This is a genomic window from Streptomyces globosus, from assembly GCF_003325375.1.
Classification (GTDB): Bacteria; Actinomycetota; Actinomycetes; order Streptomycetales; family Streptomycetaceae; genus Streptomyces; species Streptomyces globosus_A.
This window is the reverse complement of record NZ_CP030862.1, coordinates 5835652-5858051: the sequence shown is the minus strand read 5'-3', so window position 1 is coordinate 5858051 and position 22400 is coordinate 5835652. Positions and strand designations below refer to the sequence as shown.

The window sequence follows — 22400 nt, the reverse complement described above, 5'->3', positions numbered from 1 at the left end:
GGAGCAACAGCAATGAAGACCGTCAACCACTGGATCGGTGGCAAGACCGTCGAGGGCGCGTCGGGCAACTACGGCCCGGTCACCGACCCCGCCACCGGCGAGGTCACCACGCAGGTCGCCCTGGCATCCGCTGCGGAGGTCGACTCCGCCGTACGCGTCGCGAAGGAGGCGTTCCTCGACTGGGGGCAGTCCTCGCTGGCCGCCCGCACCAAGGTGCTCTTCGCCTACCGGGCCCTCCTCGACGCCCACCGCGACGAGATCGCCGCGCTGATCACGGCCGAGCACGGCAAGGTCCACTCGGACGCCCTCGGCGAGGTCGCACGCGGCCTGGAGATCGTCGAGCTGGCGTGCGGCATCACCACCCAGCTCAAGGGCGAGCTGTCCACGTCGGTGTCGAACCGCGTCGATGTCGCCGCGATCCGCCAGCCCCTCGGCGTCGTCGCCGGCATCACCCCGTTCAACTTCCCGGCGATGGTCCCGATGTGGATGTTCCCGCTGGCCATCGCCTGCGGCAACACCTTCGTCCTCAAGCCGAGCGAGAAGGACCCCTCGGCCGCGAACCGGCTCGCCGAACTCGCCAAGGAGGCCGGCCTGCCCGACGGCGTCCTGAACGTCGTCCACGGCGACAAGGCGGCCGTGGACGCGCTGCTCTCCCACCCGGACATCGCGGCCGTCTCCTTCGTCGGCTCCACCCCGATCGCCCGCCACATCCACACCACCGCCTCCGCCCACGGCAAGCGCGTCCAGGCCCTCGGCGGCGCCAAGAACCACATGCTGGTCCTCCCCGACGCCGACCTCGACGCCGCCGCCGACGCCGCCGTCTCCGCCGCCTACGGCTCGGCAGGCGAGCGCTGCATGGCCATCTCCGCCGTCGTCGCCGTCGGCTCCATCGGCGACGACCTCGTCGAGAAGATCCGCGAACGCGCCGAGAAGATCAAGATCGGCCCCGGCAGCGACCCGGCCTCCGAGATGGGCCCGCTGATCACCGCCGCACACCGCGACAAGGTCGCCTCGTACGTCAAGGGAGCCGCCGCCCAGGGCGCCGACGTCGTCCTCGACGGCACCGGCTACACCGTCGACGGCCTGGAGAACGGCCACTGGATCGGCCTGTCCCTCCTCGACCGCGTCCGCACCGACTCCGACGCCTACCGCGACGAGATCTTCGGGCCGGTCCTGTGCGTGCTGCGCGCCGAGACCTACGAGGACGCCGTGGCGCTGATCAACGCCTCCCCGTTCGGCAACGGCACCGCGATCTTCACCCGCGACGGCGGCGCGGCCCGCCGCTTCCAGCTGGAGGTCCAGGCGGGCATGGTCGGCGTCAACGTGCCGATCCCGGTGCCGGTCGGCTACCACTCCTTCGGCGGCTGGAAGGACTCCCTCTTCGGCGACCACCACATCTACGGCAACGACGGCATCCACTTCTACACCCGCGGCAAGGTCGTCACGACCCGCTGGCCGGACCCGTCGGAGGCCCACACGGGAGTGGACCTGGGCTTCCCCCGCAACCACTGACACCGTCGGAGCGGCGGCGCCGGGCACCACCGGGCCCGGCACCCGGAAGCAGAGGCGGGCGCCGGCCTGCCGCCGCACCCCCCACCTGCACCCCCCTTGATGTGCTCTCAGGCCAAGGGCGCGGGGAGGGCCGGAAGGTGGAGCAGCAGGTCGCTCGTGCCGGCCGGTACGCCGGTGACCCCGCCGGGCACCGCGGAGCCGACGAGGGCCGCGGCGACCTGCGCCGGCGTCGGCGTCCTGCCGGCCGCACGGCCCTGCGCGAGGAGCAGCGCGGCCGCGCCCGCGACATGGGGGGCCGCCATGGACGTGCCCGAGGCGCGGGCGAGCGCGGTCTCCGAACCCTTCCAGGCAGAGGTGACCGACACGCCCGGCGCGGACAGGTCCACGCAGGAGCCGTGGTTGGAGAAGGAGGCGCGCCGGTCGGCGGCGTCGCTCGCGCCGACGGTCAGCGCCGCGGGCACCCGCGAGGGGGAGTGGGAGCAGGCGTTCCGGCCGGCGTTGCCGGCGGCGACGGTGAACGTGATCCCCGCCGCGACGGCCCGCGTCACCGCCGTGTCCAGGGCGCGGCTGCGCTTGCCGCCCATGCTCATGTTGGCGACGGCGGGCGTGCCCTTGGCCCTGGCGGCGTCCCGCACCATCCACTCGATCCCGCGCAGGACCGACGACAGTTTCCCCGACCCGCGGCAGTTCGCCACCTTCACCGCGACCAGCGACGCCTCCTTGGCCACCCCGTGCACTGCCCCGCCCAGCACACCCGCCACATGCGTGCCGTGCCCGTTGCAGTCGGCGGCCCGCTCCAGCAGCACACCGTTGTACCCCGCCCGCGCGCGGCCCCCGAACTCCCGGTGCGCCGTGTTGATCCCGGTGTCGATCACGTACGCGGTCACCCCGCGACCCGTCGACCCGTACGTGTAGGCCCCGTCCAGCGGGAGCGCCCGCTGGTCGAGCCGGTCCAGCGACCAGGGCGCCGGGTCCTGCGTCCCGCTGATCCGGAACTCCGAGTCCGGCTCGACGGACGCCACGCGCGGATCGGCCGCCAGCGCCGCCGCCCGCGCCGGCGTGGTCCGCACCGCGAACCCCCTGAGGGCGGTGTCGAAAACCGCCCGCACCTGCCCGCCCTCCTCCTCCACCTCGGCGGCCACGGCACGCACCGGACTCCGGGACGACCCGTCCTTGAGGACGACGACGTAGTCGGCGGTGGCGCGGTGCACGGAAAGAGCGGCGGCGGGCTGCCCCGGCAGCACAGCCGACGCCACGACCAGAGCGGCGACGGGAAGCAACGCGGTGAACACGGTCATGCGCCCGATGCTCGAACACCCCGGCCCGGCCCGCGCGCAGGCTACGCCAACTGGCCCCATGCGCCGGACCCCATGGCTCCAGCCCCACGGCTCCAGCCCCCACGGCTCCAGCCCCACGAACCGGCCCCCACCGCGGGTTCCGCCCGCTGCGCCCCCGCCGGAGCCACCGGAGCCACCAAAGGCGCGGAGGCCCACGCACGCCGGACGGGCACGCCGGCGGGAGGGTCAGCCGGCCAGCGGCCAGCCGCGCATGGCGAAGACACCCTCGTCGCGGGCGCCCGCCGAGGCGTACGTCGCCAGCGCGGCCTCGTTGCCTGTGTCGACGCCCACCCACATGCCGTAGCAGCCGCGGTCGCGGGCCTCCGCGGCGAGCGCCTCCGTCAGCGCCCGGCCGATGCCGCGGCGGCGGTAGCCCTCGTCGACGGAGAGCTCGTACAGGCACATCTCGGTGCCCTTGTCGGGGTGGCTCATCTCGACGCCGCTGACCATCCCGGCGGGCACCCCGTCCACGTACGCGATCAGCATCACGTGCCCGGGCGCCGACAGGAACCGCTCGCACCGGTCCAAGGGCGCGGGACCGTCGAAGAGCCCTTCCGCGGCCTGCAGTTCGGCGACGGTGGTGGCCCGGAGGATGTCCATGGCGGCCACCATAACGGCCCCCGCCGCGAACACCCCGCCCCCGCCACCCCGGCGTGGCGCCCCGCCGCGGCCCTGCGCAGGGGCCTCCGGCCTGGTACCCCGGGGTGGGCGGCGGTCAGGTCCTGAGGGCCAGTGCCGCCGCGTAGGCGGGCGGTGCCGGGAGGTCTGCGAGGTACCAGCCGGCGAGCGGTGCCGGGTCCGGGCCCGTGCCGACGTACGGCTCGGCCAGGCCGTCCGCCAGGCCCGTGCCGGTGGCCTTCAGATACGCCTCCTTGCGGGCCCACATCCGGGCCATCGGTATCTGCCGCCCGGACGCCGGCAGCGCGGCCAGCTCCGCCGTCTCGGACGGGTGCAGCAGGTCGATGACGTCCGCCACCACGTCGTCGCCGGGCACCTTCTCCACATCCACCCCGACTGCCGCCCCCGCGAACGCCAGGTACGCCATGTCGTCGCTGTGCGAGAGCGAGAACTGCACCCCTCCGCCGGCCACCGCGGGCCGGCCGTGCGGCGCGGAGCAGCACGGACAGGGCTCCCGGATCAGCGTCACCTTCTCCGGAGCCAGCCCCAGGTAGCCGCCGAGCAGCAGGCGCAGCCCGAGGTGGGAGGCGACGTAGCGGTGCCGGTCGCCAGGCCGCACGAACCGCTCCGCCCGGTCCCGTTCCGCCGCGTCGAGCAGCGGGAGCGCCTCCGCGACGCGGTGGCCGCCGACCACGTCGAGGGTGGTGTCGAGCGGCCACGCCGCGACGGCGTCACCCTGCGGCGGCTCGCCGGTGCGCGGCACGTCCTCGCCGAGCCGGTTCACGTACGTCATCACCTGACGAGGGTAGATGAGGCACTCCGCACGCCGGTCGAGGGATCGCGGGCTGAAGTTGCCTCACAGTGCCGGGAGATGGGCTCGGCGGCGCCGGCCGTCGCCGCCCCGCCCGTCCCGGACCCGCGGCGCGGCCCGCGGCAGTGGCGGTCAGCGCGCCCCGGAGGGTATGGAGCGGCCGGGGGAGGGCGTTCCGTCCGTCCAGGCGTAGACGCGCTTGCCGCGCACCGCCACCTGGTACTGGTGGGCGTCCCGGCATTCCGGCCGCTCCTGCAGGCGTATGCCTCGGGGCCACCACTTGGCGTCCAACTCCCGCCCCCGCGGCCGCTTCGGCGCACCGGTACGGCACTGCGGCCCGTCGAGCGGGGTCGGGCCCAGCGTGAAGCGGATCAGGCGGGCCTGGCCCCCGGTGGTGCGCGCGTGTATCCGTATGTTGCTGGCGTCCCCGGGCACCCACGACGGCAGCGTGAACGCCTCCGGTCCGCGCCGCGGCACGTCGGCGGCGGTTGCGTACCGCTTGCTCTTCTCCTGGAACACCTGGTCGTTGATCGGGTCGGTCAGGGGGTTGGGCGGGAGGTTGGGCAGCGCGAACGCGGCGGTGGCAACCACTGCGGCCACGGCGGCGGCGATGACGAAGGGACGGCGGTTCATGCCCTCAGTCTCGGTCGGGGGGCCGTCGTCCCGCGTCCCTCCCCAGGACGAACGCGAAGTCTGTCTGAGGTCTGATGGCGACCGGTACCTGAGGACTGCACACCCCGGGTGACGGGCCTGAGGTATGGCGCTTGAAGTTGACGGCGGGCGCCTGACGGCTGCCGGGTCCCGCCCCCTCCGACACCTCGGCTGCGCCGCGCCGTCGGAGGGGGCGTGGGGATCGGCGGCGTCCCGCCCCGCTCAAGGGTCGTCGCCGCCGCTCCTGCTCCCGCTCCAGCGGCCGCCCCCGCCGACAGCCCGCGCGACCGCCTGCGGCCGTACTACGGCCGTACGGCGACCCTCAGGTCCGCCACGTACGCCTCCTCCAGCACCCCGTCCGGGAACAGCCCGAGCAGCCGCTCCCGCTCGGCGGCGAGGAAGTCCTGTGCGCCGGGCCGCCCGATCAGGAACAGCGAGTGCGTCGACAGCTTCGCCAGGTGCGCGTCGACGCTGATCCGGCGCGACCAGCGCACCGCCCGCACCGCGAAGTCCAGGCCGCCCTCCGAGCGCCCCGGACGCTCGTTCACGTACCAGCCCGGCCCGAACGCCGCCTCCAACCGCCGCCCCTGCTCGGCGATCCACCCGTACTCCGGGTCCGGGTCGTTGGAGAACACGGCCAGCGCCCCGCCGGGCCGCAGCACCCGCACCGCCTCCGGTACCGACCGCGAGGCGTCCGTCCAATGCCAGGACTGCGCGTACGTCAGCAGATCGAGCGAACCCCCGGCGAACGGCAGCCGGTCCCCGTCCCCCCGAACGAGCGGAATCCGCGGGTTCCGGCGGCGCAGTTCGGCGGCCATGCCCTCCGCGGGCTCCACCGCCACCACCCGGGCGCCGCGCTCCCGCAGCAGGGCCGTCGCGATGCCGGTCCCGGCGCCGACGTCGGCGGTGCGCGCCCCGGCCAGTGGAAACCCGGCGAGCTGCTCCAGTGCGTCGAAGAGCTCGGGCGGGTAGGAGGGGCGGTGGTCGGCGTAGCGGGCGGCGGCCGGACCGAACGAGCGTGCACGGGATGCGTCCGTCATGCCGCCATGGTCGGCGGCATGCACCGGGCCGCGTCAACAGGGGGAGGCGGACACGCGGGCCGGGCGCCCGGCCCCGGCCCGTACGGTCGCCTCCGCTCAACCCGGGAAGAGGAGAGGAGAAGGCATGGCGGCAGCACGGGCACGGTACGTGGCCGGCCTGGTCGGAGCGATGGAGCGGTACGGGGACCGGCCCGCCCTCGGCTCCGGCGGCGAGGTGCTGGACTTCACCGGGCTGCTGGTGCGCGTCCACCGGCTGGCCGGCGAGCTCGCGGACCGCGGCGTCGGGCGCGGCACAGGTCTCGCCTGCGTCTTCGGCCGCAACCGGACCGAGGTCGTCCAGCTGCGGCTCGCGGCGCATGTGCTGGGCGCCCGCCTCACCCAGGTCGTCGCCGACCCGTACACCTCCGGGCTGGACTTCGTCCTCCGCGACTGCCGGCCCGCGCTCGTCGTCCACGACACGCCCGTGCCCGCCCCGGCCGCCGGGGCCCGCCTGCTCGCCCTCGACACGCTGCTGCGGGCCGCCGACGCCCGCGATCCGGTCCCCGTCCCAGTGGCCGCCAGGGAGGACGACGTGGCCCGCGTGGCGTACACCGGCGGCACGACCGGCGTCCCCAAGGGCGTGGCGACCACGTTCCGGGCGCTCGCGGCCCGTACCGACGGGCGCGCCACCCGCGACCGAGGCGAGCCCCCCACCTACGTGTCCGTCACCTCCCTCGCCCAGCGTGCGGGCGGCCGCTGCCTGGAGCAGCTGCGCGCGGGCGGCCGTACGGAGGTGCTGGCGGCCTTCGACCCGCGGGAGTTCGCGGCCGCCTGCCGGCGGCTGGCGCCCGCGGCCTCGTACCTGATGCCCGGCATGCTCTACCGGCTCCTGGACGACCCGGCGACGGCCGACGGGATCCCCGGGCTCGGCGTCATCTCGTACGGCGCGGCGCCCGTCCTGCCCGAGCGGCTGCGGGAGGCGGTCACCCGCTGGGGCGGCCGCTGGCAGCAGGGGTACGGAATGAACGAATCCGCGGTGATCTGCCGGCTGACCCCCGCCGACCACGATGCCGCGGTCACCGGCCGGCCGGACCTGTTGACGTCGGTCGGGCGGCCCGCGGCCGGCGTGGAGGTCGAGGTCCGCGACCCGCAGGGCCTGCCGCTGCCCGCCGGGCGGACCGGCGAGGTGTGGACCAGGTCGGCGGCGGTGATGTCCGGCTACTGGGGCCGCCCCGACCTGACCGCGGCCGTGCTCCGCGACGGCTGGCTGCGCACGGGCGACCTCGGCCACACCGACGCCGCCGGCTACCTCCACCTCGACGACCGGCTCGCGGACGCGGTGATGGTCGACGGGGACAACGTGTACTGCCTGCCCGTGGAGGCCGCTCTCGCCCGGCACCCGGCGGTCGCCCGCGCGGCCGTGGTGGGCCGGACGGGCGGGGCGGCGGGGGAGGAGGTGTGCGCCTTCCTCGTCCCGGCCGCGGGCCGCACCCCCGACGCGTCGGCCGCGGCGGAGGCCTGCGACCTGGTGGAACGCACCCTCGCCCCGGCCTACCGCCCGACGGCGGTGTTCTGGCGCGAGGACATTCCGCTCACTCCCCTCGGCAAACCGGACAAGCGCCTCCTCCGCGAAGAGGCGTCGGCCCGGCGCTGAAGGTCCGGGAGGGGACACCGGCCGGCGACGCCGGGCACGGGCGGTCGGGCGGGACGGGAAGGAATTCGGCCGCATTTCGCGTTCGGGACGCGAATGGCGCTGCCTGCCCACGGGCCGGATCCGGACGAGTTCGGGAACGGAGCGCCCGCATCCACTCCGGCGAGGCACGTGGCCCCGCACGCCGCGGTGTAAAGGCCGGGAAAAGAATCTGACCAGCGTTTCCGCTGGTCAGATAAGGAGAGTGCCCCCGGCAGGACTCGAACCTGCGGCCAAGTGCTTAGAAGGCACCTGCTCTATCCACTGAGCTACGGGGGCCGGAAGGCGGCCGTGGCGGCCTGGAGCCCCGGGGTGGGGGTGGGACTGTCGTCCGTGCCGGGTCAAGGATAGGGCTCCGGTCGCCTTGTCCCGGTTGCTTCACCCGCGTGCCACGATGTGGAGGTTCGGTGAAGCGGTCCCGATAATCGCAGGCAGGTGCGATTCTCGCACCGCTTTTGCGCCGCGTCGGGCCGGGTGTTGTGCACTCGTTATGCCTGAGCCCCACTCGCCTGCTCTGACCGGAAGGTCCCTCTGGAGTCGCGGTCGGCGCGCAGAGGACGTATAAGCTTCAAAAAGGGTCCTAAATTGGGCATTCTTCACATGTGGTGACCTTGGATGTTCGGCCTCAGCTGCTCGATGCCCTGTCCGCCCTGCGCGACCGGGTCGCGTCCGTGCGTCTGCCGCTGCCCCTTCCCGGCGCCCCGCGCGCCCGCCAGACCAGAGCCGAGCTGCTCGCGCAGCTCGACGACTACCTCGTACCCCGCCTGAAGTCTCCCGAGGCGCCGCTCCTCGCCGTCGTCGGCGGGTCCACGGGGGCCGGCAAGTCCACCCTCGTCAACTCCCTCGTCGGCCGCCAGGTCAGCGAAGCCGGCGTACTGCGGCCCACCACCCGGGTCCCCGTCCTCGTCTGCCACCCCGACGACCACCACTGGTTCGCCGGCATGCGGATCCTGCCCGACCTGCTCCGCGTCTGGGCGCCGCCCGACGAGGACGACCCGTACCCCGCCCGCGGACGCGGCACCGCCGGACACGCCGGACGCGGCACCCCCGGCGGGCGGGGCCGCTCCGCGTCCACCGCCACCCGCGAGCTGCGCATCGAGACCGTCACCGGCCTGCCGCGCGGCCTCGCCCTCCTCGACGCCCCCGACATCGACTCCCTCGTCGTCGAGAACCGGACACTCGCCGCCGAACTCATCTGCGCCGCCGACGTCTGGGTGATGGTCACCACCGCCTCCCGCTACGCCGACGCCGTGCCCTGGCACATGCTGCGCGCCGCCAAGCAGTACAAGGCCACCCTCGTCACCGTCCTCGACCGCGTCCCCCACCAGGTCCTCGCCGAGGTCTCCCGCCAGTACGGGGCCCTCCTCACCCGCGCCGGACTGGGCGACGTGCCGCGCTTCACCGTGCCCGAGCTGCCCGAATCCGCGGGCGGCGGAGGGCTGCTGCCCGCCAGCGCCGTCGCACCGCTCGGCGCCTGGCTCGCCCACCACGCCCAGGACCCCGCCGCCCGCCAGTACGCCGTCGGCCGCACCGCGCTCGGCGCGCTGGACTCCCTGCGGCGCCGCATGCCGGAGCTGGCGTCGGCCGTCGCCGCCCAGTACGCCGCCGCCGTACGGCTCACCACGGCCGTCGAGGACGCGTACCGCAGGGAGGGCAAGCGGGTGCGGGCCCGGCTCGACCAGGGCGCCGTACTCGCCGGGGACGCACTCACCCGCTGGCGCGGCTACCCCCTCGACACCACCGCCGACGAACTCCTCGACTCGCTGGCCGAATCCCTCGCCGCCCTGCTCCAGTGCGCCGTCGCCGCCGCCGAGGAGCGGATCGCCGAGGCATGGCGGCGCGAACCCGCCGCGGGAGCCCTCCCGGCGCCCGCCGCCGACCGGGAGGCGGCGGAACGTATCGGCCTGGCCGTCCGCCGCTGGCGGCGCGTCCTCGAAGAGCTCGCCGAGGAAGAGGCAGCCGCCGCCGACCGGCAGCCGCCGCCGGACCCCGACGCCGTCACCGCCCTCCTCGCCGCCGCCCTCCTCGGCGGCAGGCGGGCCCGGCCCGCCGGGGAGAAACTCGCCGAGCGGATCGGCGTCCAGGCCGCCGTACGCCTGCGCGACCGCGGCGGCGAACTCGTCGCCGAACACCTCGAACAGGTGCTGCGCACCGAACGCGACCGGCGGCTCGCCCCCCTGGAGGCCCTCCACGTGACGCCCGAGCCGCAGGCCGAACTCATCGCGGCGCTGTCCGTACTGCAGAAGGAGAGGTGACGCGGTGAGCGCCCTGGCCGACCGCACCGACGACCGCTGGGACGACGGCCTGATCGCCCGCTCGCGCCCCGTCCCCGACGAACCGGACGGCGAGGACGGCGACGAGGGCGACGACGCGCTCGTCCGCGCGCTGTCCGGCGCCGGCAGCGACGGCGGCCGCACCCCGCCGCCCCCGCTCAGCCCCGAGGCGCAGGCCCTGCGCTCCCGCCTGGAGGCGCTGCGCCAGCTCGTCGCGCTCTCCCGGACCCGCCTCGACGGCCAGACGCTCGCCGAGGCCGGGCGCGTCCTGGACGAGGCGGCGGCCCGCCGGGGGCTGTCCGCGCAGCACACCGTCGTCGCGATCGCCGGAGCCACCGGAAGCGGAAAGTCCACCCTCTTCAACGCCCTCGCCGGAGTGCAGATCTCCGAGACCGGGCTGCGCCGGCCGACCACCGCCGCGCCCATCGCGTGCAGTTGGTCCGACGGCGCGGCGGGGCTGCTGGACCGGCTGGAGATCCCCGGGCGGCTGCGCCGCCGCCCGCGCGAGACGCCCGAGGCGGAGGCTCTGCGCGGCCTGGTGCTGGTGGACCTGCCCGACCTGGACTCGGCGCTGGGCGTCCACCGCGACCACGTCGACCGCGTCCTCGCCCTCGTCGACGCCGTCGTGTGGGTCGTCGACCCGGAGAAGTACGCGGACGCGGTCCTCCACGAGCGGTACCTGCGGCCGCTCGCCGGGCACGCCGAGGTGACGTTCGTCGTGCTCAACCAGGTCGACCGGCTGCCCGGCGAGGCTGCCGACCTCGTCCTCGACGACCTGCGCCGGCTGCTCGACGAGGACGGCATCGCCCTCGGCGAGCACGACGAGCCCGGCGCCACCGTCCTCGGACTGTCCGCCCTCACCGGGGAGGGTGTCGGTGAGCTGCGCGAGCTGCTCGGCCAGTTCACGCAGGAGCGGGGCGCGGCCACCCGGCGCATCTCGGCCGACGTCGACCGCGCCGCCGGCCGGATGCGGCCCCTGTACGTCGCCGCAGGCCACCCGGGGGCGGAGATCTCGGAGCAGGCGCGCGCCGAGTTCGAGGACCGGCTCGCGGAGGCGGTCGGGGCGAGCGCGGCCGGCCTCGCCGCCGAACGGGCCTGGCGGCGCAACGCCGGGAAGGCGTGCGGGACGCCCTGGCTGCGGCTGTGGCGCTGGTACGAGAACCGGCGCTCCCCGCGCACCCTGTCCGGGCTGGCGGCGCTGGCGGCCATCGGCGGGCGGGGCGCCGCCCAGGCCGCGGAGCCGCAGTCGCCGGCCGAGGCGGAGGTGACGGCCCGGCAGCGGGTGGAGCAGGCGGTCCGGGCGGTCGCCGACGCCGCGGCGACCGGGCTGCCCGACCCGTGGGCGCAGGCGGTGCGCGAGACCGCGGTGCGGGGCGGGGAGCAGCTTCCCGAGATGCTGGACGAGGTCGCGCTGACGCTGGGGCCGGCCGCTGCGCCGCCCGGCACCAAGCCGCCGCGGCCCGCGTGGTGGCCGGCGGCGGTGCTCGCGCAGGCCGCGATGACACTCCTGCAGATCTATGGCGGATTGTGGCTGGTGGGGCAGATCGTGGGCGTGCTGCCGCCGCACCTGCTGCCGCCGGTGCTGCTGATGGCGTCGGGAATCGTCGGCGGGCCGCTGGTGGAGTGGGCCTGTTCGCTCGCGGCCCGTGGACCTGCGCGGCGGTACGGGCAGGACGCGGAGCGGCGGCTGCGCCAGGCGGCGGCCGGCTGCGGGCGGGCGCGGGTGCTGGAGCCGGTGGCCGCGGAGCTCCTGCGGTACCGGGAGGTGCGCGAGCAGTACGCGGCGGTGGCGAGGTTGTCCACATCCCGCGCGTAATCCACAGGCTCAACCGGAACTTATGGGTCCGGGCGAGTCTGGTCATGCCCGTGCGGAGAGGCCGCGCGGGCACGACGAGGGGAGGCGGCCGCCGTGAACGACACACTGGTGACGCTCGTGGGGTATGTGGCCACGCAGATCGACTACAAGGAAACCGCGAACGGGCCGTCCGCACGGTTCCGATTCGCCGTCACGCCGAGGTATTTCGACCGCCGGAAGGACGCTTGGACGGACGGGGCCACCAGCTTCTACACGGTGTGGGCCCGGCGCACGCTCGCGGTCAACCTGACCGGTTCCGTTTCGGTCGGGGAACCGCTCGTCGTGCACGGCCGGCTGCGGGTGCGGGACGACCCGCCCGACGCGGAGGGGAACCGCTGGTTCTCGGCGGAGATCGACGCGACCGCCATCGGGCACGACCTCAACCGCGGCACCGCCGCGTTCCGCAGGATCACCAGGGCGGAGCCCGCACTGATGGTTGCTCAGAAGGCGGCGGTGGTCTGAGTGTTCGATGAGGCTAGGATTCCCCAATACTCACGGGCACCTGGGTCTTTGGCCCGAAGGGGAAGACTGTGTCGATTGGCGTTCCCGCATCCTCCGCTTCATATTCCGCTTCCGCTGCTGCGGCTGATCCGCTACCTGATCCGCTGCGTGCCGCGGCCCGCGCCTCGGCCCCGGGGGCGGGCCCCGCAGCGGCCCGCCCCCCGAGACCCGGCGGCGAAGCGGCCCCTGCGGCGGGACGCGGCGCGGCGCGCCGCCCGCTGGCCGCCGCGCTGCTCGCCGCGGCCCTCACCGCCGCGCCCGGCGCCCGCGCGGCCGCCGACACCGGCCTGCCCGCACCCCGGACCCAGGAAGGCGCCGGCGCCGTCCTGGACGGACTCAAGACGTACGGGCAGGCGGTCCTGCGCGCCGCCGACGGCTCGGTCCGGCAGATCCCGGCCGGGCTGTACGAGATGCGGGTCGACGGCGGCGGCACCCTCCAGACGTACGGGGTCGGGGTGGCCGGCCACGCCCAGCCCCACGCCCGTTACACCGAGAGCGCGTGGGGCGGCAGCCCCCTGGCCGGGAACGCCGAAGCGGGCCGCATCCGCTGGGTCCTGGAGCACTCCTACCCGCAGCTGAACGACCTCGCCGGACTCGCCAAGGCCGCCGGCGCCGGCGCGCTCACCGCGGAGAGCGCGGCGGCCGGCACCCAGGTGGCGATCTGGCGGCTCGCCGACGGCGCGAACGTGGAGGCGGCCGACCCGGCCGCCGAGAAGCTCGCCGACTACCTCCAGCGGTCCGCCGGCCGGCTGCCCGAGCCGCCGGCCTCGCTCGGGCTGGACCCGGGCAGCGTGTCCGGCCCGGTCGGCGGCAGAATCGGCCCGGTCACGGTCCGTACGGGCGCCCAGAGCGTGTCCGTCGCCCCCGACGCGGCGGCCGTCGCGATGGGCGTGCGCATCGTCGACGCCGAAGGCAAGCCGGTCACGGCCGCCGCCAACGGCAGCCGGCTGTACTTCGAGGTGCCCGCCGGCACCCCCGACGGGACTGCCTCCGTCACCGTGCAGGGCTCGACGAAGGTGCCGGTCGGGCGCGTCTTCACCAGCGGCCTGCCGACCCAGGCCCAGATCGTCGCCGGCTCCAGCGCCTCCGCCGTCACCGCGCAGGCCACGGCGCTCTGGCCGGAGGCCGTCGTCACCGAGGCCGGCGCCGCAGGCGACACCACCGTGGCGAACCCGGCCGTTGCGGACACCTCCCCGGAACCCACCCCCGAGGAGGAACGCCTGGCCACCAGCGGCAGCTCCGCCGCCACCCCGGTGATCGCCTCCCTGGCGGTGGGCCTGGTGGTCCTGGGCGGCCTGGTGGTCCTCCTGGTCCGCAAGCGGCCGCTGGACGAGGAGGAGGGCGCGTAGGGAGATAGCCGCTCCTTACGGTGCTGCCGCGCCGCCGACACGGCAGCACCGGCCCCGGGTCGGGCCCGTCGCCGACGCCCTCGGCCGGCTGCGGGTCGGCTGTACGGGGGCTGAGGGGAAGCGGACCGGTTCCGGGGCGGCGGGCCGGGGTAAGCGCGTGGAGTGGCGGATCATGAGATGACCTTGCGGGGGACCGCAGCGCGGTGGGACCGGGCGCTGTTCGACGCTGTGGCACGGCACCACTGGCCCGGTGGGGAGCGGGTGCTGCCGCGCCTCGGGCGGGCCGCCAACCACGGGGTGCTGTGGGGAGGGACGGCCCTCGCGATCGCCGCGTTCGGCTCCGCCCCCGCCCGCAAGGCGGCGCTGCGGGCGAGCGCCTCCCTGGCGCTGGCCTCTGCGACGATCAACACCGTCGGCAAGTGGTCCGTACGCCGGCGCCGGCCGCTGCTGGACGGGGTGCCGGCGGTGCGGCAGCTCTCCCGGCAGCCGCAGACCACGTCCTTCCCGTCCGGGCACTCGGCGTCCGCTTTCGCCTTCGCCACCGGGCTCGCGCTGCACGCGCCCGCCCTGGGCGCCGCGGTGGCCCCCGTCGCCGCGTCCGTGGCGTTCTCCCGGGTCTACACGGGGGTGCACTACCCGTCCGACGTGGCCGCCGGCGCGGCCCTCGGGGTGGTCGCCGGGTTCGCCGTCCGCCGCATCGCGCAGCGGATGGAGGGCGCGCGGGCCGTCCCCGGCGACGAGCCGGAGGCCGTCGACGCGCCCGCCCTGCCCGACGGGGAGGGGCTCGTGGTGGTCGTCAACGCCGGGTCCGGCAGCGCGGCCGAGGCCGGGCTCGACGTCCTGCGGGAACGGCTGCCCAAGGCGGAGGTCGTCGAATGCGAGGGCCCCGAGCTGCGGCGCGAGCTGACCGCCGCCGCGGGCCGGGCCGCCGTGCTCGGGGTGTGCGGGGGCGACGGCACCGTGAACGCCGCCGCCACCGCCGCCCTGCGGGCCGGACTGCCGCTCGCCGTGTTCCCCGGCGGCACCCTCAACCACTTCGCGCTGGACCTCGGCCTGGCCGGTGCCGAGGAAACCTGCCGGGCCATCGCGGAAGGCCGCGCCGTCAAGGTCGGCGTGGGCCGCTTCACCCCCGGCCCCGAACCGGTCGCCGCCCCCGGCCCGGATCCCGATCCCGATCTCGAGCCCGGCGCCGCCCACGCGCCCGCCCGCGCCGCGGGGGCCGATCCGGCCGCGGGCGCCGGCGGCGGGGCACCCGCCGGGTACTTCCTCAACACCTTCAGCATCGGCGCCTACCCGGAGCTGCTGCGGCACCGGCTGCACTGGGCGCCCCGCATCGGCGGCGGCCCGGCCATGGTGCTGGCGGCCTGGCGGGTGCTGCGCACGCAGCGCCCCGTGCGGCTGCGGCTCTCCGGCCGGCCGCGGAGCGTCTGGCTGCTCTTCGCGGGGAACGGCACCTACCACGGCACCGGCCCCGCCCCGCGGCGCCGCGACAGCCTCGCCGAGGCCCTGCTCGACGTCCGCCTCGTGCACGGCGGCGGCCGCCCCGGGCCCCGGCTTATCGCCGCCGCGTTCGCGGGGCCGCTCTCCCGGTCCCCCGTCCACACCGCGACCCGCCTGCCGCACCTGCGCATCGACGACGTCCCGCCCGGCACCCCGCTGGCGTACGACGGCGAGTACGCCCGGGCAGCGCGGTCCCTGGTCGTCGACACCGTCCCGCACGCGCTGACCGTCTACCGCCTCGGCTGACCGGCCGGTCGGCCTGCCGCCGGATGCGCCATGCTGCGGCTTCGCCCCAGACCAGCGCCGTGGGCCGGGGCTCCGGGGCCACTGGTTTCCGCCTCGGGGTGGACGGCTGGCAAGATGGGGTGTATCTGCCCATCATCGATCTGCCGGACGGTTTCTCTTGGCTGAGTTCATCTACACCATGCGCAAGACGCGCAAGGCGCACGGCGACAAGGTGATCCTCGATGACGTCACCCTGAACTTCCTGCCCGGCGCGAAGATCGGTGTGGTCGGCCCGAACGGCGCCGGTAAGTCCACCGTTCTGAAGATCATGGCGGGCATCGAGCAGCCCTCCAACGGCGACGCCTTCCTGTCGCCCGGCTACTCCGTCGGCATCCTCATGCAGGAGCCCAAGCTCGACGAGAGCAAGACCGTCCTGCAGAACGTCGAGGACGGCGTCGCCGAGATCAAGGGCAAGCTCGACCGGTTCAACGCCATCGCCGAGGAGATGGCCACGAACTACACGGACGAGCTCATGGAGGAGATGGGCAAGCTCCAGGAGGACCTCGACCACGCCAACGCGTGGGACCTCGACGCCCAGCTGGAGCAGGCCATGGACGCGCTGGGCTGCCCGCCCGCCGACTGGCCCGTCAACAACCTCTCCGGTGGCGAGAAGCGCCGCGTCGCGCTCTGCAAGCTGCTGCTGGAGGCGCCCGACCTGCTGCTCCTCGACGAGCCCACCAACCACCTCGACGCCGAGTCCGTGAACTGGCTGGAGCAGCACCTCGCCCAGTACAAGGGCACCGTCGTGGCGATCACCCACGACCGCTACTTCCTCGACAACGTCGCCGAGTGGATCCTCGAGCTCGACCGCGGCCGCGCCCACCCCTACCAGGGCAACTACTCCACCTACCTGGAGAAGAAGGCCGAGCGCCTCAAGGTCGAGGGCAAGAAGGACGAGAAGCGCCAGAAGCGCCTCAAGGAAGAGCTGGAGTGGGTCCGCTCCAACGCCAAGGGCCGCCAGGCCAAGTCCAAGGCGCGCCTCGCCCGCTACGAGGAGATGGCCGCCGAGGCGGAGAAGATGCGGAAGCTGGACTTCGAGGAGATCCAGATCCCGCCGGGCCCGCGCCTGGGCTCGATCGTCGTCGAGGTCAACAACCTCTCCAAGGCCTTCGGCGAGAAGGTCCTCATCGACGACCTGTCCTTCACGCTGCCCCGCAACGGCATCGTCGGCATCATCGGCCCGAACGGCGCGGGCAAGACCACGCTGTTCAAGATGATCCAGGGCCTGGAGAAGCCGGACTCCGGCGAGATCAAGGTCGGCGAGACCGTCAAGATCTCGTACGTCGACCAGGGCCGCTCCAACATCGACCCGAAGAAGACGCTGTGGGCCGTCGTCTCCGACGAGCTGGACTACATCAACGTCGGCCAGGTCGAGATGCCGTCCCGCGCGTACGTCTCCGCGTTCGGCTTCAAGGGCCCGGACCAGCAGAAGCCGGCCGGCGTGCTCTCCGGCGGTGAGCGCAACCGCCTCAACCTGGCGCTCACCCTCAAGCAGGGCGGCAACCTGCTGCTCCTCGACGAGCCCACCAACGACCTCGACGTCGAGACGCTGTCGTCCCTGGAGAACGCGCTGCTGGACTTCCCCGGCTGCGCCGTGGTCGTCTCCCACGACCGCTGGTTCCTCGACCGGGTCGCCACGCACATCCTGGCGTACGAGGGCGACTCGAAGTGGTTCTGGTTCGAGGGCAACTTCGAGTCCTACGAGAAGAACAAGGTCGAGCGGCTCGGCCCGGACGCCACCCGTCCGCACCGCGCCACCCACAAGAAGCTCACGCGAGGCTGATACCGGCCATGGCCAGACACCACTACCGTTGCCCGCTGCGCTGGGCGGACATGGACGCCTTCGGGCACGTCAACAACGTCGTCTTCCTCCGCTACCTGGAGGAGGCGCGGATCGACTTCATGTTCCGCCTGGCGCCGGGCGAGGGCAGTGACTCGTTCACCGGCGGCTCCGTCGTCGCCCGGCACGAGATCGACTACAAGCTGCCCCTCGTGCACCGGCACGAGCCGGTGCTCGTCGAGTCCTGGGTGACCCGCATCGGAGCCGCGTCCCTGACCATCCGCTACGAGGTCAAGGACGAGGCGACCGAGGACCGGCCCGAGACCGTGTACGTGCGCGCCGAGACCGTGGTGGTGCCCTACAACCTCGCCGAGGGGCGGCCGCGCCGCATCACGGACGAGGAGCGGTCCTTCCTGGAGGAGTACCTCGACGAGCCGGCGCCGGCGAAGTCGAAGGACAGGGCGAAGGCCTCCGAAGGGCGCCTCGCGGCATGACCGGGCTGCTGCGCTTCGCCGATCCCGGGGAGGCGGCGGACCTCGCCGCCTTCCTGGGCCGGCTGGTGCACTACGACCGCGCCGCCGCGGTCCGCCTCCAGGCGGGCGGCGGCGCGCTCGCCGTCTTCGGCCGGCCGCCGTCCTTCGACGTGCTGGCCGTCCGCACGGTCAGACTCGCCGAGCCGGTCGCCGCACCCCTCGACGTGACCGTCTCCGCCGGCGAACTGCTGGAAGCGGTCGACGAGCACTCCGCGGGCGCCCTGGTGCCCGCCGCCGTCACCGGCCCGCCCTGGGCCGGGGTGCTGCCGCCCCGCGGCGGCTGGCTGCCCGTGCCCGGACTGCCCGGACCCGAGGCCATGAGGGCCGCCGTGGCCCGCTCCGTCGCCGAGTTCCGGGCCCGTGACGAGGCCCTCCCGCCGCAGCACCGGACCCGCTCCGAGCGGGACCGCATCGGCCGCGACATCTGGTCCCGCACGCTCGGCGACACCGAGCTCCCCCTGCGCGCCGTGCACGCCGCGCACTCCCTGGGATTCCTGCGCCCGGCCCGCGCCGCGGTCCCGGCCGCGCCCGGAGCGGGCGCCGCACCGGCCGACGCGGTCGCGCTGCTGGCCTCCGGGGGCTGGCTGCGGCTGCGCACCCCGTACGGCTCCGTCGCGCTGCGCCGCCCCGGCGCCGCCGGCGGGCTCGGCGCCCTCCAGTTCCGGCCCGTGTAGACGCGCCTGGACGGGCCATGCCACCGGCCCCGCTCAGTCCGCCGTGTTGACCATCGAGGCGGCCGCGTACGTCAGGTAGCGCCACAGCTGCGCCTCGTGCTCCGGGGCGAGGCCGAGCTCGTCCACCGCGACCCGCATATGCGCCAGCCACGCGTCGTGCGCCGCGGAGTCCACCCGGAACGGGGCGTGCCGCATGCGCAGCCGCGGGTGGCCGCGGTTCTCGCTGTACGTCGTCGGGCCGCCCCAGTACTGCATCAGGAAGAGCGCGAACCGCTCCTCGGCCGGCCCGAGGTCCTCCTCCGGGTACATCGGACGCAGCAGCGGGTCTTCCGCGACCCCCTGGTAGAAGCGCCGGACCAGGCGGCGGAAGGTCTCCTCGCCGCCCACCTGCTCGTAAAAGGTCTGCTCCTGGAGCGTGCCGCGCGGATTCTCATTCACCCGACCATCGTCTCAGACGCCCGGACGGAGGACGGAGGTCTTAGGACCAGCGCTCGCCTCACGGGGCCCGGCGCAGCACAGTGGACCCATGGGCGCACCAGCACCGCACTCCGGACGCACCGGGCACACCGGAGACACCGGGCACGCCCGGCCCCGTGCCCGCCGCACGGCGCACCCCGTCGAGGAAGAGGGCGCGCGGGACCTGCGCGGGGCGGCGCACGCCGCGCAGGTGCGCGAACTGACCGCGGCGGGGGTGCTGGACGACCCCGCCTGGCGGGCCGCCTTCGCGGCGGTGCCCCGGCACGTCTTCGTCCCCTGGTTCTTCACGGTCCGCGGCGCGGGGCACGAGCGGCTCTGGGGCGAGGACCCTGACCCGGCCCGCCGCGCCCGCTGGCTGCGCGGGGTGTACCAGGACGCCCCGCTCGCGACACGGCTGCGCGACGGCGAGCTCGTGTCCTCCAGCAGCCAGCCCTCGCTGATGGCGAAGATGCTCGCCGCGCTGGACGTGCGGGACGGGGACCGCGTCCTGGAGATCGGGACGGGCTCCGGCTACAACGCGGCCCTGCTCTGCCACCGCCTCGGCGACCACCTGGTCACCACGGTCGACCTGGACGAGGAGATCACCGAGTCGGCGCGGGCGCACCTGGCCGCGCTCGGCTACCGGCCGGCGGTGGTCACCGGGGACGGGGCGCGCGGGTGCCCGGCGCGGGCCCCGTACGACCGGATCCTCGTGACGTGCACCCTCCCGCGGATCCCGCACGCGTGGCTGGGCCAGTGCCGGCCCGGGGCGCGGATCCTCGCCCCCCTGTCGACCGGGCTGATCGCACTGCGGGTGCGGGACGCCGACTTCGCGGAGGGGCGGTTCCTGCACACCCCGGCGTACTTCGTCCCGCTGCGCGGGGCGGTGGCGCGGGCCCCGGGGGAGACCCCGGGGCAGGGGATCCCGTACGAGCTGGTGGAGAACGAGCGCTTCCAGTTCATGCTGGGGCTGACCGGGGGCGCGCTGCACCCGCGGGAGGCCCTGGACCTGTGGCGGGCGGAGGGGCGGCCGGCCCGGGAGCGCTTCGGGGTGACGGTCGCCGCCGGCGGGCAGTGGGCGTGGCTCGACGACCCCCAGGGTCCCTACGTGTGGCCCCTGGGGGAGGACGAAGACGCCGGCCGGTGAGCGCGGGCCCCGCCGGGGGGCCGTCAGCCGCGGCGGATCGTGATCGTGGTCCAGGCGCCGACGTGGACGCGGTCGCCGTCGGAGAGCGGCACCGGGACGTAGGGCTGGATCGGGTCCTCGCCGCCGTTGATGGTGGTGCCGTTGGTGGAGTTCTGGTCCACGACCGCCCAGCTCAGGTCGGGCTGCTGGACCAGCACCGCGTGCTGGTGGGAGACGCCCGGGTCCTCCGGCGGCACCGACAGGTCGATGTCGGGGGACTCGCCGGTGGAGCCGCGGCGCCGCCCGATGGTGACCTGGCCGCCCGACAGCGGAACGTGCTGCTCCGGGGAGTACGCGGGCAGGTTCAGCCGGCCCGCCTCCGGGCCGCTGCGCTGCATCATCGCCAGGAAGTACGAGCGGTCGGGGGCGATCGTCACCGACCAGGAGCCGCCCCCGCGGGGCGGGAAGGGCTGCTCGGCCTCGGGCTGGTGGTGCGCCTGCTGCTGGTGGGGGTGCTGCCGGGGCGGCTGGTACTCGTACGCGGGCTGCTGCGGGTACGGCTGCTGCTGCGCCTGCTGCTGCTCGTGCGCCGGCGGCGGCAGCAGCCAGTCGTCCTCACGGGACAGCGGCTCGGCCGGCCGGTTCACCCGGGACGGCCGCGAGCCCTGGTACTCGAAGGGGTCCTGGGGGAAGGACGCGGGGGACGGCGCGGGCGGCGGGGGAGGTGTCCGCATCCCGGTGCCCCCGGTGAGCCCCTGCTCCGGGCCGGCCGGCGGCTGGTACGGGGTGGCCGAGCGGGTCAGGAAGTTGTACCGGCACTCCTCGCAGAACGGCGCCATGGCCTCGCGCGGGGTCCGGCACTGCGGGCACAGCTCCGCCTGGGCGGTCGGCTCACCGGCGGTGGGAGGGTAGCCGTAGCCGTAGGAGGGTGACGACGCGGACGACGCCCCCGCGGCGGCAGCCATGCGGTGGCCGCAGACCTCGCACCAGTCGTCGGAGGCGGACTGGTGCCCATTAGGGCAGGTCGGCATGGCGGCTCTTCCCCCTTCAGCCTGCCTCGTCGCGGCAGGTCCTCTCAGGTCTTCTTGACTCGGACGGTCTTGGTCGAACGCGTTTCGAGCGTCATCTCGTCGGCGTCCGCAACCTTCGCTTTCAGCCGCACAGTACCCGCCGCGGCATCGACGACATCCACCACCTTCGCCAGCAGGCGGGCCGTGTCCGCATTCCCGGAGACGCTCGCAAGTTGCACCGCTCGCCCCAGCTTGGCCGTGGCACCATCGACATCGCCCAGTTTGCGGGCTTCCAAACCCTGTTGGATAGCCTGCGCGAGCTCCGCCTGTCCTGTGTAGTGTGCGACCTGCGGACTGATGGCCGTGGAGGCCGCCGGATCGGCCGTCCACACCGCCCGGACCAGACCCTGGCCGAGCACGGACGGCGGCCCGCCCGCCGCGCCCGGCAGGACGAGGGAGGCGCGGGCGGCCAGCATCTCCTGGCCGACGGCCGCCGGGGGGACGTGCACGCACACGTGGTACTCGCGGCTCTCGTCGCCCCAGGAGCCCGTCGGGTAGTCGCCGGTGCGCGGGCCGGCCTCGGTGCGCCGGCCGCTGAGGTCCTCGACGCTCGGGGAGACCTGCTTGACGTACCGGACCTCCGCGCCGACCGGGGTCCACAGGCGCAGGGCCACGTCGGCGACCTCCTTGCCCATGGCCTTCTCCATCATGAGCGTGAAGTCCTCGGTGAGGCGGGCGGGGTCGGCGACGATGTCGGCGGACCCGAGCAGGGCGCTCGCGATGCCCTTGACCTCCTTGACCTCCCAGTCGGTTCCCACGCCGCGGGCGTCGCAGGTGAAGCGGCCCGCACAGGACTCCAGGACGGCCTGCAGGGCGGCCGGGTCCTCGTGCTCGTTGCGGCCGTCGGTGAGCAGGATGCCGTGCCGGATCGCCGCGGGCGACTGGCGCAGCAGGCCGTCGGCGAGGCGCAGCCAGGTGCCGATCGCGGTGCCGCCGGAGGGGGCGAGGCCGCCGAGGGCCTCCTTGGCGCGGGCCCGGGAGGCCGGGTCGGCGACGGCGAGGCGGCCCTGCCCGGGGTAGACCTCGCGGGCGGTGTGGGTGCCGGCGATGACGGCGAACCAGGTGCCGTCCCGGAGGGTGTCGATCGCGGCGGCGGTGGCCTCGCGGGCGCCGCGCATCTTGTCCGGCGGGTACTCCATGGAGCCCGAGCAGTCGACCATGACGACGACTGCGGCCGGGCCGCGGGCCGCGGCGGCGCGGGTGGCGGCCGCGCCGCCGGTGGAGGTGACCGTGAGGATGGCGTGCACCTCGCGCCCGCCCTCGGGGAGGAACTCGTTCTGGTACACCTCCACGCTGAAGTGCGGGGCGCTCGGCTTGGCGAAATTCGCCATGGGCGGGACTCCTCGGGTCCTGGGCAGGG

Annotated in this window: 19 protein-coding genes and 1 tRNA gene; 11 read left to right on the top strand and 9 right to left on the bottom strand. The window is 74.9% G+C overall.

Translation table 11 applies throughout. From position 1 onward, the window contains the following. Positions 1–12: 12 nt before the first annotated feature. Positions 13–1512, top strand: coding sequence for a CoA-acylating methylmalonate-semialdehyde dehydrogenase (locus C0216_RS26020; protein WP_114057624.1), 1500 nt, complete (start codon positions 13–15; stop codon positions 1510–1512). Between the two features lie 107 nt (positions 1513–1619). On the opposite strand, the gene C0216_RS26015 is transcribed toward C0216_RS26020, so the two are convergent. From C0216_RS26015 to C0216_RS25995, 5 genes are all read right to left on the bottom strand, one after another. Beyond that, positions 1620–2810 carry a S8 family peptidase gene (locus C0216_RS26015; RefSeq protein ID WP_246042689.1) on the bottom strand — a complete coding sequence of 397 codons (1191 nt, stop codon included), beginning with the start codon at positions 2808–2810 and terminating at the stop codon, positions 1620–1622. Positions 2811–3035: 225 nt separating this feature from the next. Then, positions 3036–3449 (bottom strand): GNAT family N-acetyltransferase, encoded by a 414-nt coding sequence (locus tag C0216_RS26010; RefSeq protein ID WP_114058917.1) that lies wholly within the window; start codon positions 3447–3449, stop codon positions 3036–3038. 115 nt (positions 3450–3564) lie between these two features. After that, positions 3565–4260: a 4'-phosphopantetheinyl transferase family protein gene (locus C0216_RS26005; protein ID WP_114057622.1), complete on the bottom strand. Its 696-nt coding sequence runs from the start codon at positions 4258–4260 to the stop codon at positions 3565–3567. A 150-nt stretch (positions 4261–4410) separates the two neighbouring features. Next, a complete protein-coding gene (locus tag C0216_RS26000; RefSeq protein ID WP_114057621.1) occupies positions 4411–4911 on the bottom strand; it encodes a hypothetical protein in 501 nt (166 codons plus the stop codon). Between the two features lie 320 nt (positions 4912–5231). Continuing rightward, positions 5232–5969: a class I SAM-dependent methyltransferase gene (locus tag C0216_RS25995; RefSeq protein ID WP_114057620.1), complete on the bottom strand. Its 738-nt coding sequence runs from the start codon at positions 5967–5969 to the stop codon at positions 5232–5234. A gap of 124 nt (positions 5970–6093) precedes the next feature. Between C0216_RS25995 and C0216_RS25990 the strand changes: the two genes are divergently transcribed. Further along, entirely contained in the window at positions 6094–7602 is a 1509-nt protein-coding gene (locus C0216_RS25990; RefSeq protein ID WP_162793296.1) for a class I adenylate-forming enzyme family protein, read from the top strand. 242 nt (positions 7603–7844) lie between these two features. Here C0216_RS25990 and C0216_RS25985 read toward each other — a convergent pair. Next, a tRNA-Arg gene (locus C0216_RS25985) sits at positions 7845–7917 on the bottom strand. Between the two features lie 332 nt (positions 7918–8249). Between C0216_RS25985 and C0216_RS25980 the strand changes: the two genes are divergently transcribed. From C0216_RS25980 to C0216_RS25945, 8 genes are all read left to right on the top strand, one after another. After that, the gene (locus C0216_RS25980; protein ID WP_114057618.1) at positions 8250–9893 is read left to right on the top strand and encodes a dynamin family protein; all 1644 of its coding nucleotides are present in this window, start codon (positions 8250–8252) and stop codon (positions 9891–9893) included. A gap of 4 nt (positions 9894–9897) precedes the next feature. After that, positions 9898–11727 carry a GTPase gene (locus C0216_RS25975; protein ID WP_114057617.1) on the top strand — a complete coding sequence of 610 codons (1830 nt, stop codon included), beginning with the start codon at positions 9898–9900 and terminating at the stop codon, positions 11725–11727. 93 nt (positions 11728–11820) lie between these two features. Next, on the top strand, positions 11821–12228 hold the full coding sequence (locus C0216_RS25970; RefSeq protein WP_114057616.1) for a single-stranded DNA-binding protein: 408 nt from the start codon (positions 11821–11823) through the stop codon (positions 12226–12228). A 68-nt stretch (positions 12229–12296) separates the two neighbouring features. Continuing rightward, positions 12297–13616, top strand: a complete 1320-nt coding sequence (locus tag C0216_RS25965) for a TQXA domain-containing protein (protein ID WP_162793295.1) — start codon at positions 12297–12299, stop codon at positions 13614–13616. A 177-nt stretch (positions 13617–13793) separates the two neighbouring features. Further along, positions 13794–15362: a bifunctional phosphatase PAP2/diacylglycerol kinase family protein gene (locus tag C0216_RS25960; protein ID WP_114057615.1), complete on the top strand. Its 1569-nt coding sequence runs from the start codon at positions 13794–13796 to the stop codon at positions 15360–15362. Positions 15363–15519: 157 nt separating this feature from the next. Continuing rightward, positions 15520–17184, top strand: coding sequence for an energy-dependent translational throttle protein EttA (gene ettA / locus C0216_RS25955; protein WP_114057614.1), 1665 nt, complete (start codon positions 15520–15522; stop codon positions 17182–17184). An 8-nt stretch (positions 17185–17192) separates the two neighbouring features. Next, a complete protein-coding gene (locus C0216_RS25950; protein WP_114057613.1) occupies positions 17193–17675 on the top strand; it encodes an acyl-CoA thioesterase in 483 nt (160 codons plus the stop codon). Next, positions 17672–18388, top strand: a complete 717-nt coding sequence (locus tag C0216_RS25945) for a hypothetical protein (protein WP_114057612.1) — start codon at positions 17672–17674, stop codon at positions 18386–18388. The genes C0216_RS25950 and C0216_RS25945 overlap by 4 nt, the downstream gene beginning before the upstream one ends. Positions 18389–18421: 33 nt before the next feature. Here C0216_RS25945 and C0216_RS25940 read toward each other — a convergent pair whose 3' ends face one another. Further along, positions 18422–18826 (bottom strand): globin, encoded by a 405-nt coding sequence (locus C0216_RS25940; protein ID WP_114057611.1) that lies wholly within the window; start codon positions 18824–18826, stop codon positions 18422–18424. Positions 18827–18914: 88 nt separating this feature from the next. Between C0216_RS25940 and C0216_RS25935 the strand changes: the two genes are divergently transcribed. Beyond that, positions 18915–19991: a methyltransferase domain-containing protein gene (locus C0216_RS25935; RefSeq protein WP_114057610.1), complete on the top strand. Its 1077-nt coding sequence runs from the start codon at positions 18915–18917 to the stop codon at positions 19989–19991. 23 nt (positions 19992–20014) lie between these two features. Here C0216_RS25935 and C0216_RS25930 read toward each other — a convergent pair whose 3' ends face one another. Continuing rightward, complete coding sequence (locus C0216_RS25930) at positions 20015–21001, bottom strand: FHA domain-containing protein (RefSeq protein WP_114057609.1); 987 nt, start codon at positions 20999–21001, stop codon at positions 20015–20017. 44 nt (positions 21002–21045) lie between these two features. Next, complete coding sequence (locus tag C0216_RS25925; RefSeq protein ID WP_114057608.1) at positions 21046–22371, bottom strand: vWA domain-containing protein; 1326 nt, start codon at positions 22369–22371, stop codon at positions 21046–21048. Positions 22372–22400 lie beyond the last annotated feature (29 nt).

What these genes read in the sequence shown, in the direction of transcription:
- C0216_RS26020 (WP_114057624.1), top strand. Translation starts at nt 13, where the DNA reads ATGAAGACCGTCAACCACTGGATCGGTGGCAAGACCGTCGAGGGCGCG.
- C0216_RS26015 (WP_246042689.1), bottom strand. Translation starts at nt 2,810, where the DNA reads ATGACCGTGTTCACCGCGTTGCTTCCCGTCGCCGCTCTGGTCGTGGCG.
- C0216_RS26010 (WP_114058917.1), bottom strand. Translation starts at nt 3,449, where the DNA reads ATGGACATCCTCCGGGCCACCACCGTCGCCGAACTGCAGGCCGCGGAA.
- C0216_RS26005 (WP_114057622.1), bottom strand. Translation starts at nt 4,260, where the DNA reads ATGACGTACGTGAACCGGCTCGGCGAGGACGTGCCGCGCACCGGCGAG.
- C0216_RS26000 (WP_114057621.1), bottom strand. Translation starts at nt 4,911, where the DNA reads ATGAACCGCCGTCCCTTCGTCATCGCCGCCGCCGTGGCCGCAGTGGTT.
- C0216_RS25995 (WP_114057620.1), bottom strand. Translation starts at nt 5,969, where the DNA reads ATGACGGACGCATCCCGTGCACGCTCGTTCGGTCCGGCCGCCGCCCGC.
- C0216_RS25990 (WP_162793296.1), top strand. Translation starts at nt 6,094, where the DNA reads ATGGCGGCAGCACGGGCACGGTACGTGGCCGGCCTGGTCGGAGCGATG.
- C0216_RS25960 (WP_114057615.1), top strand. Translation starts at nt 13,794, where the DNA reads ATGACCTTGCGGGGGACCGCAGCGCGGTGGGACCGGGCGCTGTTCGAC.
- C0216_RS25950 (WP_114057613.1), top strand. Translation starts at nt 17,193, where the DNA reads ATGGCCAGACACCACTACCGTTGCCCGCTGCGCTGGGCGGACATGGAC.
- C0216_RS25945 (WP_114057612.1), top strand. Translation starts at nt 17,672, where the DNA reads ATGACCGGGCTGCTGCGCTTCGCCGATCCCGGGGAGGCGGCGGACCTC.
- C0216_RS25935 (WP_114057610.1), top strand. Translation starts at nt 18,915, where the DNA reads ATGGGCGCACCAGCACCGCACTCCGGACGCACCGGGCACACCGGAGAC.
- C0216_RS25930 (WP_114057609.1), bottom strand. Translation starts at nt 21,001, where the DNA reads ATGCCGACCTGCCCTAATGGGCACCAGTCCGCCTCCGACGACTGGTGC.
- C0216_RS25925 (WP_114057608.1), bottom strand. Translation starts at nt 22,371, where the DNA reads ATGGCGAATTTCGCCAAGCCGAGCGCCCCGCACTTCAGCGTGGAGGTG.